Raw genomic sequence first — 15,688 nt, 5'->3', positions numbered from 1 at the left:
GCCAATTCTTTCGTTGCAATTTGAGGGAATGTCAGTCCATGGGCCGGTATGCCTGCTTTGGCTTATTTCTGTTCGCCTTTCTGACCACGGCGCCGACGTTTTCTTCGGCTCAGATTACCCCCTCGTCCGGCAGCCAATCTTCTGATGAGGAGAGCGGGCCCGCGTCGTCAGGTGATTCCACGGGCGATTTAGAGAACTCCGGCGATGAAGCCGAAGGGGTTAAAAAGCCGATCGACGGGGTCGAACTCATCAGTGGCGCCGCCAGTTTCGTCGCCGATCTCGAATTGGAGCGGCTCTGGTTCGAGACTCCGGCATGGGGTTGGATCACGTTTTTTTCGGGCGTGGGCGGCGGAATTGCCGCGGGGATGGTGCTTTCGATTCTGTTCAATGGGATTGCTTCTCGCTTTCGGCAATGGGAAGCCAAGGAAGCTCTCGCAACGTTCTTCGACAAACTATCCGGCCCGGTCTGCCTGCTCGCAATTTCGATCGGCACCGCCATCGGCCTCTCCGCATTGCCGTTGAGCGAATCGCTGCAATACGTCACCGGCGTTCTCATCGCATTGGCGATTTTGCTGGCCCTGTTTTGGGGGCTGCTCAATATGGTCGCGGTTCTCGAGGTCGTGCTGACACGTCGCGTGAAATCGACAGAGGGAAAACTCGACGACCAAGCCCTTCCGTTGATCCGTCGATCGCTGCGAGTGTTTATATTCATTCTTGCGGTGCTGACCATCGCTGATAACGTCTTCGGCGCGGATGTCGGAGCCGCCCTCGCGGGTTTGGGCATCGCGGGCATCGCGGTATCGCTCGCGGCGCAAGACTCTTTGAAAAATCTATTCGGATCGCTGACGATTCTGTTTGACGATCCGTTTCAAATCGGCGAGCGGATCGTGTTTCAAGGCCATGACGGCATCATCGAAAAGGTCGGGTTCCGTTCGACAAAGTTGCGGACGCTGACCGGCCATCTTGTCACGATTCCGAATTCAGCGATTGTCAACGAGTCGGTTGAGAATATCGGACGTCGCCCGACGATTCGGAGGCTGATGAACATTGGCGTGACGTACGACACGCCTACGGAGAAATTGCAGGAAGGGGTGAAGATCATCCGCGAACTGCTCGACTCGGACGATTTGAAAGGGCCCGTTCATCCGACCGTCGACGGCGATACGCGGGACCCCATCGTCTACTTCACCGAGTTTAACGCCGACAACCTCGGGATCCTCGTCGTCTACTGGTATGGTCCGCCCGACTACGTCGCCTACTTGGAGCACGGCCATCGGTTTAACCTTGCCCTGCTCGATCGGTTTGAAGAAGCGGGAATCGAATTCGCGTTCCCGACAGAAACGTTGATGCTCGCCGGCGATACGAAACGGGAACTATCGGTCAAAATGCTCGGCGAAAGCCTGAAGCAGGAATGACGTTATTGGCTCTCAGCTCTCAACAATGAGTAATTGACTGTCGTTGAAACGATGACTTGAGTCAGGTTTCCGCAGCTTGATCTTCACTCCAACGATATCGGCGTCAGCGTCGAATGCATTGGCGACTCGGGACGACCGGCTATTACAACGAAGGTTGGCGGGGGCCGTTCTTTCCGCCGGCGCTGCCGAAGTCGAAGTGGCTCGGGCACTACGCGACGCAGTTCGACACGATAGAGATGAACAACACATTTCATCGTGCGCCTGATGAAGTCCGTGTTCGGCGTTGGTCGGAGCAGGTGCCGGACAGCTTCCGATTCTGTGTGAAGGCATGGCGGGGCATCACGCATGACGCTCCTCTTTCGGAAGCGCGGCGGTCGACCGAACTGTTTCTTGAGCCGCTGCGAAGCTTTGAGCACAAGCTGGGAATCGTGCTGTTCCAACTGCCTCCGGATTGCGGAATTAATCAGTTCGCTGCCCTCGAAGTCCTTTTGGGCTCCCTGCCGACCGACATTCGATTTGCCATTGAGTTCCGAAACGCAACATGGTTCTGCAGCGAAGTCGATCAACTACTAAGCTCGCACCGCGTTGCCCGTGTTGCAGCGGAGCTGGAGCGCCATCCCGAATCGAAAGATGCGACCCCGACTGCCGACTTCGTTTACGCCCGGCTGCTTGGTCGGCATGGCCGCTTTCAGTCAGACGATCATGAACTGTTCGACCCGACGCCATTGTTGCGGCAGTGGCATGCTCGACTCGCGACCGCCACGTTAGGCCAAAGCGAGACGGCCTGGGTTTTCATCAATAATGACTTGGCCGGCCATGCCCCCGCGACGTTGCGTCGTTTCGCCGATATCGCCGGAGTCGAGTTGCCGCAGCACCGCCCGCCCGAGACGGTTGTCAAACAGGGCAAACTGTTTGACATGTGATAGATGGCAAAAGATTGCCGGTTGCGGCGTCTCTACCGGCAACACCGGTTTTCCATGTGATGCGGTTCCCGTTCGGACGATGTGGAAGATGACGTCAGTGCGCGTTCGGCGGTCCGGTCGCGCCTTCCATCGAGATCGATTCAGCGGGGAACAAGGACATGTTCCGTCCTTCCATCAGTCAATTAGTTCGGGCCGCCGTTATGACGGCCGTCATGGTCGGGTGTACGCTCCCGGCATATGCTCAAATTGTCCCCGGCTCCGGGCGACGGCTTGACCGAATCTTTGATGACTTCGAAGACGAAGAGTGGGAATACAAATACAATCTTCCCAAAAGCAGCCACGAGCAGGACAACCGCATGCGCGGCCCGCTCGCCTACTCGACAAACGGCATGTGGGCCGAAAGCGGCAAGCGCGGCACTCCGGATTATGTCGCCCGGGTCGAGACCCCGCCGAACGGCATCGCCGGCTCGAAGGGCGCGCTCATGATTCGCACGCTCAATTCGGGGATTCCTGAGCGGATCGGCGGCGAACCTCAGCAGGACGACCTGATCTACCGAGTGGCGAATAAGGCCGGCTCGATCCCCGCCTCGGCCGGGCCGAACGTCGTTGTTCGCCTCTGGATTCCGCCGTTCGAAGAGTTCGAAAAGCGGACGAGCAGCCACTTCGGCATCCGTCTCGCACTGAGCACGACGGTTGAAGAAAAGAAGGGCAAGTGGATCTTCAAGCGGACCGTTAAGACTCGCGAGTCTTACTGGCCGGGAATGTTCATCCAGTACTTTGGAACCGATCGTGGCCACTCGGAACCGAAGGTCAACTTCGTCATCCGCGGGGCTGACAATGGCGGCGACTTCCCCGGACCGCAGATCCACAAGAGCGGCTGGTGGACGGTCGGAATGAGTGTGTCGCCGGACGGCCGCGTCCACTACTACGCCCGCGAAGGTGTTGAAAACCTCCGCCCGCAGGACAAGATCGCCTCGACAACGCCGTACGGTTACGAAGCCGAATCGATGTCGACGCTGTTCTTCAACATTACGAGCCGCAATGACGGCCGTACTTGGTCGACCCCGTTCGTCATCGACGACCCGATGGTCTTCCGGGCTTATTAGACGCTAAGCGATCACGAATCGCTTTGAAGCCCACGGGTTGCAACCCGTGGGCTTTTTTATCGCGCTCAGCGTTCAATTCGCTCGTCCGGAATTCGCTCGAATTCCGCGTCGATGATATCGGGGTCTCTCGGTGCTTGCCGGTTCGACCATTCGTGAACCTGCCCATTGTTGACGCTCGTGACATGCACCTGCATCGACTTCATCAGGCGATGGATAAAGAGCTTCCGCAGGAGCGTCCGCACCGGAGGGATGAGCAATGAAAACCCGACGACATCGGTCATGACGCCCGGCGTCACGAGCAGCGCAGCCGCCACAAGGATCATCGCCCCGTCAGCGAGCGGTCCCGCCGGGGGCTTGCCGGATCCCATTTCCTGTTGGAAGCGGGCCCACGTCTTCAATCCTTCCCGCTTGGCCAGCGCCGCACCGGCGATTCCGGTGATGAGAACGATCAAGACCGTAGGAAGCGGACCGATATATGTTCCCACCTGAATAAGGAGGGCAAGTTCCAGAATTGGAACCAGCGTGAACAATAGGAATAGATAAAGGAACATGCTCTCCCGCCTCAACGGGTTGGTTGGACGTACCGCGACACGGCGAATTCATAGGCTCACGCCCGAACGGAATCAACGAGCGAATGGTTCACTCGCCCGCCCCGATGAGCCGCAGCCCTGATGGTAACGCATCTCCGAACGCCGCCGCCCGTTCGGCCTCTCCGAAAGAACCGCCTTCTTCCACAAGCTGAAGCGCTCGGTCCGATGCCCCCATCCGAGTGAGGTGCCCGAGCACGCGGTCGCGAACCTTTTCGCCCACGTCGCGGAAACGATCGCCGCTGCGGCGGGACATTTGCACGAGAGCCGATTCGAGCATTCGGCTGTCACTCTTGTGGACGAGTAGCTGTTCGATCAACCGCTCGCAATCGGAGCGGCCCACGACCTCATTCTGCGGACCGTACAGCGGGACGCGTGCGGCGAGTCGACCGAGCGACCAGATGAGGGCGTCTTCAATCCCTGCAGCGTCGCCGGTGTTGAGCCGAACGACAGCGAGGTCTGCGATCCGACGCTTCATTTGAACCGGCAGTCGCTCCAAGCTACTGAGCATCCGCCATGTCTCCGGATCAGCCGCGGGAGCGATCGCGCCCCGCTGCTGCCGCGATGGCTTCGCCGCCAATACGCTGAGTAACGGATCGGCAAGCGCGCGTTGCTGCCCCGCTTCCAAGCCGCCGGAGAGCCGTCGCCAGAAGACACGCCACTCCGACAGGCACCTGGGATCGGCGTGCACGAGTTGATTCTTAAGTCCCTTCCAAGTCTCCGACACTCGCCAGTCATCGAGAGCGACGCCGTAGCCGGGACGCATCGCGAAGCCGGTCATATTCAACCAGCGAGCCTCATGGGCGGGACCGAACCGTCGGCCCTCGCGGTGCTCGAATAGTGTTTCCCACATCGATCGCAACAACGGCGCCGGCCAGTTATCTCGGTCTTCGCCGATGACTTCACTCAGCCGCCTCGGCAGATCACGCGGCTTGAGTGATTTCTCCGGCCCGAATGTCTGCTCGATCAATTCCGCCGCCTGCCGTTCGACTTCCTCATCGAGAATGCCGGCTGTTTCGCCGGTTGATTCAGTCACGTCGACTTCGGTTCGCGTTGCGGCCCGGACATCGAACTGGATTTTCCAGCGTCGGTTACCGTCGACCTCCCGGCATTGCAGGTCGAGCGTCCCGATCTCGGTGAGTCGCGTAACAACATGTACCGCCACGGCCTCGTCGGACGACTTCCCGCGCGAGCGAAGCACCGTGCGGATCGGCGCGAGGGGACGCATCTCTAACGGGTCGACGCCGACCACGTCACCGGCGTCGTCCGTACTACGCGTGCTGGAAACGAAGATTGGGAATTCGACCGGCTGCGAGACGAGTACTTCAAACTGTTGCGCGAGCTCGATCTCGCTGCCCTCCTTTGTTCCCGCGGGTGCGAGGCAAACTGCTTGTGGCTTCGAGCCGTCGGCCGAACTGATTGCGATGTAATAGCTCCGCGCGAGTCCCGCATCGATGCGAACCCCTTCACCGCGGCGGACGAGACCGTAGTACGCCGCACCGCGGGCGACGGCGAGGTCGAGCCGGTCATGAGCGAGCACCTTCGGCCGCCATTGATGGGTCGGGTCAAACCATTCGCTCAGCGTCTCCAAGAGACGCTCTTTGAGCAGGGGCGACTCGAAAAAGCCCCCGTTGAAGAGCACGACATCGGGCCGCGCCGGATCGGCCGCGTCGTCCCTCGCTCCGAACTTCGCGACGACCTCACGATGATCAGTGAGAAAGGCAGCGAGTTGTTTTGTGATCGCAGCGTCGGCGGCATAGGGCAGGCCGAATTCTTGAAAGCCACTCGCCCGGCGGAGGGGGCGTTCTTTGAGGGCTGACTTCGGCAGAAAACCATCAATCACAGCTTCTCGAATCACGTCCCGCCGTGCCTCGATTTGCAGTGCCGAGCCAATCAGTTTCGAACCACCGCCGGAGACCGAGACCGTGACCGTTTCAGGGGCGTCTTCGGCGAGAAGATCCTCCTTGATTCGCCGCGCGAGCCTTGCCAGTGTCTCCCATTGAGCCGGCTGCAAACCTCCGGGCACATTCGCCGACTCTTCCAGTAACTTGGCGACGGCCAAGTCGACGTTGTCGCCCCCCAGAACGAGGTGTTCGCCGACCGCGATGCGATCGAATCCGACAGTGCCGTTGTCGTTAGCGCGGACGCGGATCAGGCTGAAGTCGGTTGTGCCGCCGCCGATGTCACAGACGAGTATCGTCTGCCCAGCATCGACCTGTGTCGGCCAGTCGTCCCGGCGGCGATTGATCCACGCGTAGAAGGCGGCTTGCGGCTCTTCGATCAGCACCAGCTTCGGCAGCCCCGCCTCCCGCGCGGCCCGCACCGTCAGCTCTCTTGCGACTTCGTCGAACGAAGCCGGGATCGTCAGCACGATGTCCTGCTCGGCCAGTGGATGCTCCGCATAGGCGTCATCCCACGCGAGCCGGATGTGCTCCAGATAGCGTGCCGAAGCCGCAACGGGAGAAATGCGTTCGACGTCAGAAGCCGCATGCCAAGGCAGCACGGCCGCGGTTCGGTCGATCCCGGCGTGACATAGCCAGGACTTTGCCGACTGCACCTGCCGCCCCGGCACGCGGGCGCCGTGATCGCGGGCGAACGCGCCGACGAATTGCGGCGCCTCCTCGCTCGTCCACGGAAGCTTTAGTTGATCTGGCGCGAACTCGTTCGTTGCGGGCTCGTAGTGGAACGACGGCAGCGTATCGCGCTGTTCGACCTGACCGGGCGACGTGAGCTGCGGCACTGCGAAAGGTGTGACCGTCCGCGTCGTATCCTCCAAATCAATGAAAGCGACGGCGCAGTTCGTCGTTCCGAGATCGATGCCGACGAGGTAGCGTGCTTCCGGCGGCTCCGTGACCGAACTCACTGCGATTCCTCCGCAACATCGTCCCTGACGCTAAACTCGAGCTTCCATCGTCGGTCACTCTCAGCGTGTCGGCACCACAATTCCAGCATTCCGAGTTCGGTCACGTTTGCTTCGAAGGAAACCGGCACGAACGTTTCCTCCGAATCGTCCGACTGTTCGAGCGTCGTCTCGAGCGGGTCGGTCTCGGCAAGTTCCTCGTCGTCCACGCCGGGCAATAGATCACCCGGCGCATCCTGCTTTCGGGACGGAGAGCTAAAAAATCGGAATTGCGCCGGCTCGCCCACGACCACGCCGACCTCGGTTGAAGGCACTTCGACTGACGAGCCTTCTTCCATGCCGAATGGAACGACGCACAAGGCTCGCAACGGTCGCGGCAATCCCGGAATCGCCAAGCCTGAGGACTCGATGCCCACGTAGTAGGACCGGGCGGTGCCGCCGCGAATTCGAATCCCGCCTTGCTGCTTACTCTGAGCGTAGAAAGCCGCTCCCTTGGCGACGGCGTGATCGAGGTCAGGATCGCTCTGCAGATAGGAGACGTCTTCGCCGAACCACGAGTCGATCACGCTGAGCAGTCGCGCGGCAATCTTCGCCGACTTGAACACGCCACCGTTCACCAAAACGCGAGAGGGACAAACCGGTTCGTCCTCACCGTGCCGCGTGAGAAACGCAGCGATGTGCTTGGTGATCGCCGGGTCCGACTCGTACGGCAGACCGATCTCCTGAAAACCCGAGGTCCGCTGTCTTTGAGGAGCATTGTCGATCTCGCAGTCTGGAAAGAAGCCGTCCAGCAGCGTTTCTTCTGTTGCCGTTCGCGGCAGGTCGACCGTCACCGTTCCGCCGATCAGTTTGCTTCCCCGGCCCAAAACGGAGACTGAATGCGAATCCGGGGCGTCGGCCGTCAGCAGTTGCTCCTTCGCCCCGCGGCAGGCGTGCCACAGCGAGACCGACTGCCACGGGTCGAGCTTGACGCCCTTGTCGGCAAACAACTGCGATGCCCGATGCGCAAGAGCGAGGTCCATGTTGTCGCCGCCGACCAACAGGTGATCGCCGACCGCAATCCGTTTGAGCGTCAGGTCGCCCGCTTCATCTTCCACGCTGACGAGCGTCAGGTCGGTCGTTCCTCCCCCGACATCGCAGACGAGGATGCGATCGCCGGCGTTCGCTTGTTTACGCCACGAATCGCCCGCCTGATGCAGCCACGCATAGATCGCCGCCTGCGGTTCTTCGAGCAGAATCAGATCATTCGGCAGTCCCGCCGCCAACGCGGCCTCGCGTGTCAATTCGCGAGCTGCAGCGTCGAATGAAGCGGGTACCGTGAGCGCGACGTGCTGCTCAGCGAGCGGCGCGTCAGGGAAATTGGCTTCCCATGCCCCGACGAGATGCGCGATAAATCGCCGTGAGACTTCAACCGGCGAAACCTTTGCGACATCTTTCGGAGCCTGCCACGGAAGGATGTCGGCATGTCGATCGACCTTCCCGTGACACAACCACGACTTCGCCGCGCTCACGACACGATCCGGAGCCTCCGCCGATCGACGACGGGCGTACTCGCCGACGACGAAGTCATTGTCGCTCGCCCATGGGAGATCGAATGCTCCGGAGGTCTGTTCTGACTCCGCGGGGGCGTAATGGAACGACGGCAGTGACGATCGCGTCTCGACCGTCCCCGGTGAGACTAGTTGCGGGATGCCGAGTAGTTCCACGGACGCGTCGTCTTCGCTGGTAGCCGCAAACGCTAACACGTTATTCGTCGTGCCGAGATCGATCCCGACGCAGTAATTTTTGGACATTGTTCTCGACTCACACTTCAACTTCGGCCGGCGCGATAATTTTCGCCGCCGCTTCATCACCCGACCATTTGGGAATTTCAACTTTCGAGGCAGCCCAGCCGTGATGGGTCAGCCGACCGGATGGAGGAGTCTCGCCCGTGACGTTTCCGACAAGTCGCATCGTTGCAGGATCGTACGATTCTCCGAGTGGCACCTCGGTTCCGTCCTCCTGATCGACGACGGGCGATACAGAAAGCATCCGATCGAGGACTTTTCGCGTATCGCGATGCACGTCGCGAACGGCCGCCCCGATTTGCGCATCTTCGTACGGGCCGATATCTTCCATCAGGAAGTCGAGCAGCCGCGCCTCTGATTGGAGCGTCGCGAGCAGCGTGATCGCCTCGCTCCTGACCGGCTTCAGCGGCGTCGGAGCCCCCTGCGGCTCGGGCAGTTTGGGAGTTTTCCCGACTAAAACGTCACCGATCTGATCGGCCGTCTCTTCATCGGAACATGCCGCAATGAGGGCTTTCCAGCCCAGCCCGAACCGCTCAATGAAACCCATTCGCTCCCGTCCTCTCGACCTGAATCGCTGCTAAACGGCACTTTGAAGTCGCGGAGATTAGCAGTTTCGCCGTTGAAACGGCACCGAGTGTCTGTTGATCTCCCTCGATCGTGCCGTCACTGGATTTTGCTTTGCCCGCTCGCCGGGTTACATTCTTCTCCACAGAATCCTTGCAGCGATCCACAGCCCTCCTCGGCTCATTCGAGCGACCTCCAAATCCGATGCCCAAAGATTTCCTGAAAGGTGCCCGCGACGAGTACGACGTCGTCGTAATCGGCTCCGGACTCGCTGGCCTGACCAGCGCCAACATTCTCGCCCGGCAGGGATTTTCCGTCCTGCTGCTCGAACACCATTACCAACTCGGCGGGATGGCGACCTGGTTCAAACGCTCCGGCGGGCACATCTTCGATATCTCGCTGCACGGCTTTCCCATCGGGATGAAAAAGTCGTGTCGCAAGTATTGGACGCAGGAGATCGCCGACTCGATCGTGCAGCTCAAAGGCATCCGCTTCGAGAATCCGCAGTTCTCGCTGCGAACGACTTTCGACCGGCAGGACTTCACGAAGCACATCATCGAGAAATTCGGGATCGAGCCGGAGGTCGTGCAGGCGTTCTTCGACCATGCCCGGTCGATGAACTACTACGACGACCAGACGACCACGACGCGCGAATTGTTCGAGCGGTTCTTCCCCGGTCGCAGCGACGTCGTGCGAATGCTGATGGAGCCGATCACCTACGCCAACGGCTCAACGCTTGACGATCCCGCCATCACCTACGGAATCGTCTTCTCGAATTTCATGCACAAGGGGGTCTTCACGTTCCAAGGGGGCACCGATCATCTGGTGAAGCAGATGAAGGCGGAGATGGAGCGAAACGGCGTCGACATCCGCATTCGCACGCTCGTCGAAAAGATCGAAGTCACCCCCGACCGCCGAGTCTCCGCCGTCCATGTCAACGGCCGCCGCATCGGGTGCAAGGCGATCGTTTCGAACGCGAACATCAAGTCGACGATTCTGAAACTCGTCGGCGAGGACCACTTCGACCCGAGCTACGTCGAAGACACCAAAGCCGTCCGGCTCAACAACAGCAGTTGCCAGGTTTACATCGCACTTAAGCCGGGCGAAGGTTTCGACAACGTCGGCGACCTTCTGTTCCATTCGGAGCATGAAGGCTTCGACGCCAACGCGATGCTCAGCCGAGACGTCAGCAGCCGCACCTTCAGCTTCTACTATCCCGAAACTCGCCCCGGCTCCGACCGCTGGCTGGTCGTCTCATCCACAAACGCGAACTATGACGACTGGGCGTACCTCTCCGAGGAAGAATACGAGGCATCTAAGAAACAGCTTTGCGACTCGACGCTCGACTGCTTGGAGCAATATGTACCCGACATCCGCAGCAAGCTCGATCACATTGAAGCGTCGACGCCGCGTACGTTTCAGCACTACACCCGCCACCTCGCCGGCGCAAGCTTCGGCACCAAGTTCGAAGGTCTCAAGGTCAGCGAAACGCTCCCCGAACAGATCGCCGGCCTCTACCATGCCGGCAGCGTGGGTATCATCATGTCAGGCTGGCTCGGCGCAGTGAACTACGGCGTGATCGTATCGAACAAGGTGGATCAATATCTGACGCCGGCGCCTGCGACTGTGTAACATAGCTCTTCCGGACAACTATGGTTGGGGGACACTTTAATGTCTTCAGTTCTCGAAGTGCCGCAAAAATATAGTCGCGCAAAAGAAGCGGTCTACACCGTCCTCCACGATATTTCTTGGGAGGACTATGAGCATTTCGATCGCATGATGACCGGTCGACACGTGCGGCTCACGTATGATCGAGGGAGACTGAGCTTCATGACGATCGGCTCATATCACGGCTGGCTCTGCGGCTTGTTCAACCAATTCGTGATCGTACTTACTGACGAATACCGGCTGCCCCGACGGTGCTGCGACGATATGACATGCAAGCGATCTGATTTGCAGAAGGGTTTAGAGCCGGACCACTGTTATTACATTACGAACGAGTCGGCGACGCGTGGGAAGAAGGTTCTTGATCTCGACGCCGATCCCCCACCCGATCTTGCGATCGAAGTCGATGTTTCGCCTCCCCGGCTCGGTCGCGAATCAATCTACGAAGCTCTTGGAGTGGGAGAGCTTTGGCGATTTCGGGATGGAGAAATCCATTGCCAAGTCATCGAACATGACGTTTTTATTGATGCGGACACCAGCAAAATTTTCCACGGGTTCAGGCCGGCTGATCTTAAGCAATTTCTGAAGCGGTCCCTCGAAACTGACGACACGACGTTAATGCGCGAGTTCCGCGACTGGTTGCGAAATAACAGTCTTGGAGCAGATTCGAAAACCTGACAAACAGCAATTAATAGTCAACAAAGCCAGCGCATGCTCAATAAAGCCCAAATTCAAGACCTGATCCCCCATCGCGATCCGTTTCTCTGGCTCGACGAAGTCGTCGAGGTGGATGAGCAGAAGATTCATGCGCGGAAGCACCTCGACCCATCCATTTGGGTATTTCAAGGACACTATCCCGACTTCCCCGTCTTGCCCGGCGTGATCCAGTGCGAGATGTGCTTTCAGGCCTCGGCGGTGTTGATTGCTCCGATTCAGCCGGTCGAAGACGGCAAAGTCCCGGTCGTCGCACGGGCGAACAAAGTCAAGTTTCGTCGCATGGTCCGTCCCGGCGATACCGTCGAGATCTACGCGGAGATTACCGATCGCTTGAAAGACACCTTCTATCTGACCGGGAAAATTATGGTTGGTGACGATCTTGCGATGCGGTGCGATTTCGCTTCCACCGCCGCGAAGCCGCGGTAGCGAGTCAGCTGTTGAGAACATCAACGGTGGCCGAGGCTGATCAATCCCGCTGGACGATGCGGCGCAAAAATTTGGCCAGAGCGTGCGCCGGATTTCGTGTGGGCTGTTCGTCGCAGCCTCGCTGCCTACGCTTTTGATGCTACTTGCCCGCCTGCATTGGTTTTGCGAGGCGCTCACGTCGTTTCCGCTGCAACTGACGCTCGGAACAATTCCGTTCGCGATCGGATTCATGATCGCTCGAATGAAGTGGTGGGCCGTTGCAGCGGGAGCTCTTGTCGCGATCAACGGCCTCATCTTGTTAAGCGGGATGCCCATCAACCGCCAAAGCGACGTTCGCGACGGGCCGAAGTTGCGGATCGCCTCAGCGAACGTCCGAACCGATAACCGCGACCACGCTTCATTTTTGAAATGGGCTGAAGCAGCGCGCCCCGACGTTCTCGCCGTATTGGAGGTCGACGCTCGTTGGGCGAACGTGCTGGACGAGCTTGATTTCTATCCCTACCAGATCGTCGATTCGCGAAACGACAACTTCGGGATCGCCCTGCTCAGCACGCAGCCGTTTGAGATGAGCCGGATTCTATTTCTAGCCGATTCCGACGTTCCGACCATCGTGGCGAGAATTCGTCTCGAAGACGAAACTTGGACGATCATCGCCACTCATCCGCTGCCACCAGTGGGCAATGATCATTGGGGAGCACGGAACCGGCATCTCGCAGCCCTAGCTGCACTTTCGAAGCAGCAGGACGGGCGGGTCATCATTTGCGGGGACTTGAACACGTCGCCTTGGTCACCTTTCTTCGGCGACCTGCTTCGCGATGGCCGCGTGAAAGACTCGCGAGCGGGCTTCGGCTATCTCGGCACTTGGCCGGATCATCAGCGCCTCCTGTGGACACCGATCGATCACATCCTCGTTTCACACGGGATGGTGACGACCAGCCGAACGGTCGGACCGCCGATCGGGTCCGACCATCGCCCCGTCTCGGCGACGATCATCGATCCATCGCCGAAATAGACCATCGTCGAGCGATTGTGCTGTCTACCAGACGTAGCCGTAATACCCGTAGTACGAGGTCGTCGGATAGACGCCGAAGGTCGGGTAGTAGAACGAACTGTACGTCGGATAGACGGGCCGATACGCGATCGGCGTGAACGCCGAGGCGCCGTAGTAAGCTCCGTAACTGCCGTAGTAGGTCGTGTACGAAACGGGATACGGAGTGTAGTGCGTCGTGTACAAGCCGCCTGCCGGAGCGTAGTAGCCAGCATAGTAGGGTGTGTAGTAACTCGAATAATATGGCCCGTAATAGCCATAGTATCCGTAGCCCCACCATGTGGCCTCAGCCGGACCGGCTGAGAAGGTGACGGCAGCCGCCGCAATCAGTCCGAACAGAAAATTCCGCATTGTTGACCCCTCTTGGAGAACTGGCTCAATCGATCGCATCGATATTGAGTCAAATCCCGACACGAAAAGCAACTGGGGGGAACACGGAATTTACGGAAGCTTCGCAAAACGTCGTCGAGCACGGCCTGAGAACTCATTCCCACTCGATCGTCGCGGGGGGTTTGCTGCTGACGTCGTAGACGACACGGTTCACACCGCGGACGCTGTTGATGATTCGCGTGGCGATCCGACCGAGTACATCGTGCGGCATCGGATACCAGTCGGCGGTCATAAAATCGCTCGACTGCACAGCCCGTATCGCGACGGCATTTTCGTAGGTTCGACCGTCACCCATCACGCCGACCGATTGTACGGGGAGCAGTACGGCGAAGGCCTGCTGAATCTCGCGGTAGAGATTGTTGCGATACAACTCGTCGATCAGCAGGGCATCGGCCTCTCGCAGGACCTCCAGACGCTCTTCGGTCACTTCGCCAAGACAACGAACCGCCAATCCGGGGCCCGGGAACGGATGCCGCCAAATTAATTCGTCGGGCAAACCCAGTTCCGCCCCCATCTGCCGAACTTCGTCTTTGAATAACTCGCGCAGCGGTTCGATCAGCTCGAATCCGAGTTCTTCGGGCAGGCCGCCGACGTTGTGGTGCGATTTGATCGTTGCCGCCGGGCCGTCAGGATTGGCCCCCGATTCAATCACATCGGGATAAAGTGTTCCCTGCGCGAGAAAGCGGGCGTCATCGATCGACTTCGCTTCGTGTTTGAAGACCTCGATGAACTCGCGGCCGATGATCTTGCGTTTCTTCTGCGGATCAGAGACGCCGGCCAGGGCCGACATGAAACGATCGCGGGCATCGACGACGTGCAGATCGGTCTTGAAGTGATCGCCGAACCGCTTGCTGACCTTGTCTCGCTCGTTTTTTCGCAGCAGGCCGTTATCAACAAAGATGCACGAAACCTGAGTCCCAATCGCTTTGGCCAGCAGGGCCGCCACGACGGACGAATCGACACCGCCCGACAGCCCGCAGATCACACGCGAACTGCCGACGCGCTGCCGAATCGCTTCGACTTCCTGCTCGATCAGAGAACTGATCTTCCAACTGCCTTTCGCCCCGCAGATATCGCGGACGAAATTCTTCAACAGTTGCCCACCGAACTGCGTGTGCGTGACTTCCGGGTGGAACTGAAGCCCGAAGATCGGTCGCTCTTTGTGCCGGACCGCCGCCGCGGGGCACGTATCGGTCACCGCGAGCGGATCAAAATTTTCGCTCAAGCCTTCGACCTGGTCGCCATGGCTCATCCATGCCGTAAATGAGTCGGTAATACCGAAGAAGAGATCGGACGAGTCGGTGACGGTCGCTTCGGTGCGTCCGAATTCGCGGGACTTGCCGGGTTTGATCTCACTTCCCATGGCCCGGCAAACGATCTGCATGCCGTAGCAGATGCCGAGGATCGGGACGTCGAGGTCGAAAATCGCCGGGTCGGGCTGCGGAGCCCCTTCGGCGTAAACGCTGGCCGGGCCTCCGGATAGGATCAGACCCTTCGGAGCGAGTTCGCGAATCCGGTCGGCCGAAAGATCCGGGCGCACGATCTGGCAGAACACGTCCTGCTCACGCACGCGGCGGGCGATCAATTGCGCGGTCTGCGATCCGAAGTCGAGAACGAGCACGCGTTGCTCGCCTTCGGTCTGAATCAGTCCACCACGGTAGGATCGGTCGTTGCCCGCAGGCGATTTCAAAGGCTCCGACATGGCCGGGCATTCCCCAAGGGTACGGGAAAAACCCCACAATATAGCGGGCCTGGGGAGCGAAATCACGCGATCGAAAGTTTAGCCGCGCTCGACAGGAACAACTTCCTGCCGGACGCGGCTAAACTCGGTCGCGAGAGAGGTCAACACGGTAGCGACATCCGACGGCTCACGCCGTGGCGTTCGTTCCGTTGCGTTCGTTGCGGATCGCATCGTAAACCTCTTGCCGGTGGACACTGACGTCCTTGGGCGCGTCGATTCCGAGGCGGACCTTGTCACCGCGAATCTCGATCACCATCAAAGTGATCTGGTCGCCAATGACAATTTTTTCATCCTTCTTGCGGCTTAAGACGAGCATCGCGATTCCCTGCCATGCGGGGGTGGGGGTGGGTTGGGCGTGAGAACTGCCTCACGCTCTAACTGTCCCCCGCTGGTTGCGCGATGCAAGTTGGCAGCACCCACTGTTGACGCATTTCAACACGTTGGGGTGCGGTTCTGCCG

General features: G+C 59.4%; 14 protein-coding genes. 7 read left to right on the top strand and 7 right to left on the bottom strand.

Annotated elements, in window-relative coordinates; genetic code table 11:
* Positions 1–38: 38 nt before the first annotated feature.
* The 3 genes from Pan189_RS10540 to Pan189_RS10530 all read left to right on the top strand — a co-directional run bounded on the left by Pan189_RS10540 (position 39) and on the right by Pan189_RS10530 (position 3,444).
* Positions 39–1,415, top strand: coding sequence for a mechanosensitive ion channel family protein (locus Pan189_RS10540; RefSeq protein ID WP_145363880.1), 1,377 nt, complete (start codon positions 39–41; stop codon positions 1,413–1,415).
* Positions 1,416–1,528: 113 nt separating this feature from the next.
* Positions 1,529–2,338 carry a DUF72 domain-containing protein gene (locus Pan189_RS10535; RefSeq protein WP_145363879.1) on the top strand — a complete coding sequence of 270 codons (810 nt, stop codon included), beginning with the start codon at positions 1,529–1,531 and terminating at the stop codon, positions 2,336–2,338.
* A 158-nt stretch (positions 2,339–2,496) separates the two neighbouring features.
* A complete protein-coding gene (locus tag Pan189_RS10530; RefSeq protein ID WP_145363878.1) occupies positions 2,497–3,444 on the top strand; it encodes a hypothetical protein in 948 nt (315 codons plus the stop codon).
* 65 nt (positions 3,445–3,509) lie between these two features.
* On the opposite strand, the gene Pan189_RS10525 is transcribed toward Pan189_RS10530, so the two are convergent.
* The 4 genes from Pan189_RS10525 to Pan189_RS10510 all read right to left on the bottom strand — a co-directional run bounded on the left by Pan189_RS10525 (position 3,510) and on the right by Pan189_RS10510 (position 9,225).
* Positions 3,510–3,995, bottom strand: coding sequence for an FxsA family protein (locus Pan189_RS10525; RefSeq protein WP_145363877.1), 486 nt, complete (start codon positions 3,993–3,995; stop codon positions 3,510–3,512).
* 88 nt (positions 3,996–4,083) lie between these two features.
* A complete protein-coding gene (locus tag Pan189_RS10520) occupies positions 4,084–6,894 on the bottom strand; it encodes a hsp70 family protein (protein WP_145363876.1) in 2,811 nt (936 codons plus the stop codon).
* Positions 6,891–8,684 carry an Hsp70 family protein gene (locus tag Pan189_RS10515; protein ID WP_145363875.1) on the bottom strand — a complete coding sequence of 598 codons (1,794 nt, stop codon included), beginning with the start codon at positions 8,682–8,684 and terminating at the stop codon, positions 6,891–6,893. Before Pan189_RS10515 ends, Pan189_RS10520 begins: the two co-directional genes overlap by 4 nt.
* A 10-nt stretch (positions 8,685–8,694) precedes the next feature.
* Positions 8,695–9,225, bottom strand: coding sequence for a DUF2760 domain-containing protein (locus Pan189_RS10510; protein WP_145363874.1), 531 nt, complete (start codon positions 9,223–9,225; stop codon positions 8,695–8,697).
* A 221-nt stretch (positions 9,226–9,446) separates the two neighbouring features.
* Between Pan189_RS10510 and Pan189_RS10505 the strand changes: the two genes are divergently transcribed.
* The 4 genes from Pan189_RS10505 (at position 9,447) to Pan189_RS10490 (ending at position 13,062) form a co-directional block, all read left to right on the top strand.
* The gene (locus tag Pan189_RS10505) at positions 9,447–10,874 is read left to right on the top strand and encodes a phytoene desaturase family protein (RefSeq protein ID WP_145363873.1); all 1,428 of its coding nucleotides are present in this window, start codon (positions 9,447–9,449) and stop codon (positions 10,872–10,874) included.
* 39 nt (positions 10,875–10,913) lie between these two features.
* Entirely contained in the window at positions 10,914–11,585 is a 672-nt protein-coding gene (locus Pan189_RS10500) for a Uma2 family endonuclease (protein WP_145363872.1), read from the top strand.
* Positions 11,586–11,618: 33 nt separating this feature from the next.
* The gene (locus tag Pan189_RS10495; protein WP_145363871.1) at positions 11,619–12,050 is read left to right on the top strand and encodes a 3-hydroxyacyl-ACP dehydratase FabZ family protein; all 432 of its coding nucleotides are present in this window, start codon (positions 11,619–11,621) and stop codon (positions 12,048–12,050) included.
* A gap of 136 nt (positions 12,051–12,186) precedes the next feature.
* Positions 12,187–13,062: an endonuclease/exonuclease/phosphatase family protein gene (locus Pan189_RS10490; RefSeq protein ID WP_145363870.1), complete on the top strand. Its 876-nt coding sequence runs from the start codon at positions 12,187–12,189 to the stop codon at positions 13,060–13,062.
* A gap of 24 nt (positions 13,063–13,086) precedes the next feature.
* Here the strand turns inward: Pan189_RS10490 and Pan189_RS10485 are convergent, their stop codons facing one another.
* The 3 genes from Pan189_RS10485 to csrA all read right to left on the bottom strand — a co-directional run bounded on the left by Pan189_RS10485 (position 13,087) and on the right by csrA (position 15,545).
* Positions 13,087–13,449 (bottom strand): hypothetical protein, encoded by a 363-nt coding sequence (locus Pan189_RS10485; protein WP_145363869.1) that lies wholly within the window; start codon positions 13,447–13,449, stop codon positions 13,087–13,089.
* Between the two features lie 133 nt (positions 13,450–13,582).
* Positions 13,583–15,190, bottom strand: coding sequence for a glutamine-hydrolyzing GMP synthase (gene guaA / locus Pan189_RS10480; protein WP_145363868.1), 1,608 nt, complete (start codon positions 15,188–15,190; stop codon positions 13,583–13,585).
* A gap of 166 nt (positions 15,191–15,356) precedes the next feature.
* Positions 15,357–15,545 (bottom strand): carbon storage regulator CsrA, encoded by a 189-nt coding sequence (gene csrA, locus Pan189_RS10475; RefSeq protein ID WP_145363867.1) that lies wholly within the window; start codon positions 15,543–15,545, stop codon positions 15,357–15,359.
* Positions 15,546–15,688: the final 143 nt, after the last annotated feature.

Origin of the sequence: Stratiformator vulcanicus, from assembly GCF_007744515.1 — a bacterium.
GTDB classification, from domain to species: domain Bacteria; phylum Planctomycetota; class Planctomycetia; order Planctomycetales; family Planctomycetaceae; genus Stratiformator; species Stratiformator vulcanicus.
The sequence above is the reverse complement of the archived record's forward strand: the minus strand, read 5'-3'. Positions and strand labels throughout refer to the sequence as shown.

Excerpts from the sequence above, each read along its gene's own strand:
- Pan189_RS10540 (WP_145363880.1), top strand. The coding sequence starts at position 39 with ATGGGCCGGTATGCCTGCTTTGGCTTATTTCTGTTCGCCTTTCTGACC.
- Pan189_RS10535 (WP_145363879.1), top strand. The coding sequence starts at position 1,529 with ATGCATTGGCGACTCGGGACGACCGGCTATTACAACGAAGGTTGGCGG.
- Pan189_RS10530 (WP_145363878.1), top strand. The coding sequence starts at position 2,497 with ATGTTCCGTCCTTCCATCAGTCAATTAGTTCGGGCCGCCGTTATGACG.
- Pan189_RS10525 (WP_145363877.1), bottom strand. The coding sequence starts at position 3,995 with ATGTTCCTTTATCTATTCCTATTGTTCACGCTGGTTCCAATTCTGGAA.
- Pan189_RS10515 (WP_145363875.1), bottom strand. The coding sequence starts at position 8,684 with ATGTCCAAAAATTACTGCGTCGGGATCGATCTCGGCACGACGAATAAC.
- Pan189_RS10510 (WP_145363874.1), bottom strand. The coding sequence starts at position 9,225 with ATGGGTTTCATTGAGCGGTTCGGGCTGGGCTGGAAAGCCCTCATTGCG.
- Pan189_RS10505 (WP_145363873.1), top strand. The coding sequence starts at position 9,447 with ATGCCCAAAGATTTCCTGAAAGGTGCCCGCGACGAGTACGACGTCGTC.
- Pan189_RS10500 (WP_145363872.1), top strand. The coding sequence starts at position 10,914 with ATGTCTTCAGTTCTCGAAGTGCCGCAAAAATATAGTCGCGCAAAAGAA.
- Pan189_RS10495 (WP_145363871.1), top strand. The coding sequence starts at position 11,619 with ATGCTCAATAAAGCCCAAATTCAAGACCTGATCCCCCATCGCGATCCG.
- Pan189_RS10490 (WP_145363870.1), top strand. The coding sequence starts at position 12,187 with ATGCTACTTGCCCGCCTGCATTGGTTTTGCGAGGCGCTCACGTCGTTT.
- Pan189_RS10485 (WP_145363869.1), bottom strand. The coding sequence starts at position 13,449 with ATGCGGAATTTTCTGTTCGGACTGATTGCGGCGGCTGCCGTCACCTTC.
- guaA (WP_145363868.1), bottom strand. The coding sequence starts at position 15,190 with ATGTCGGAGCCTTTGAAATCGCCTGCGGGCAACGACCGATCCTACCGT.
- csrA (WP_145363867.1), bottom strand. The coding sequence starts at position 15,545 with ATGCTCGTCTTAAGCCGCAAGAAGGATGAAAAAATTGTCATTGGCGAC.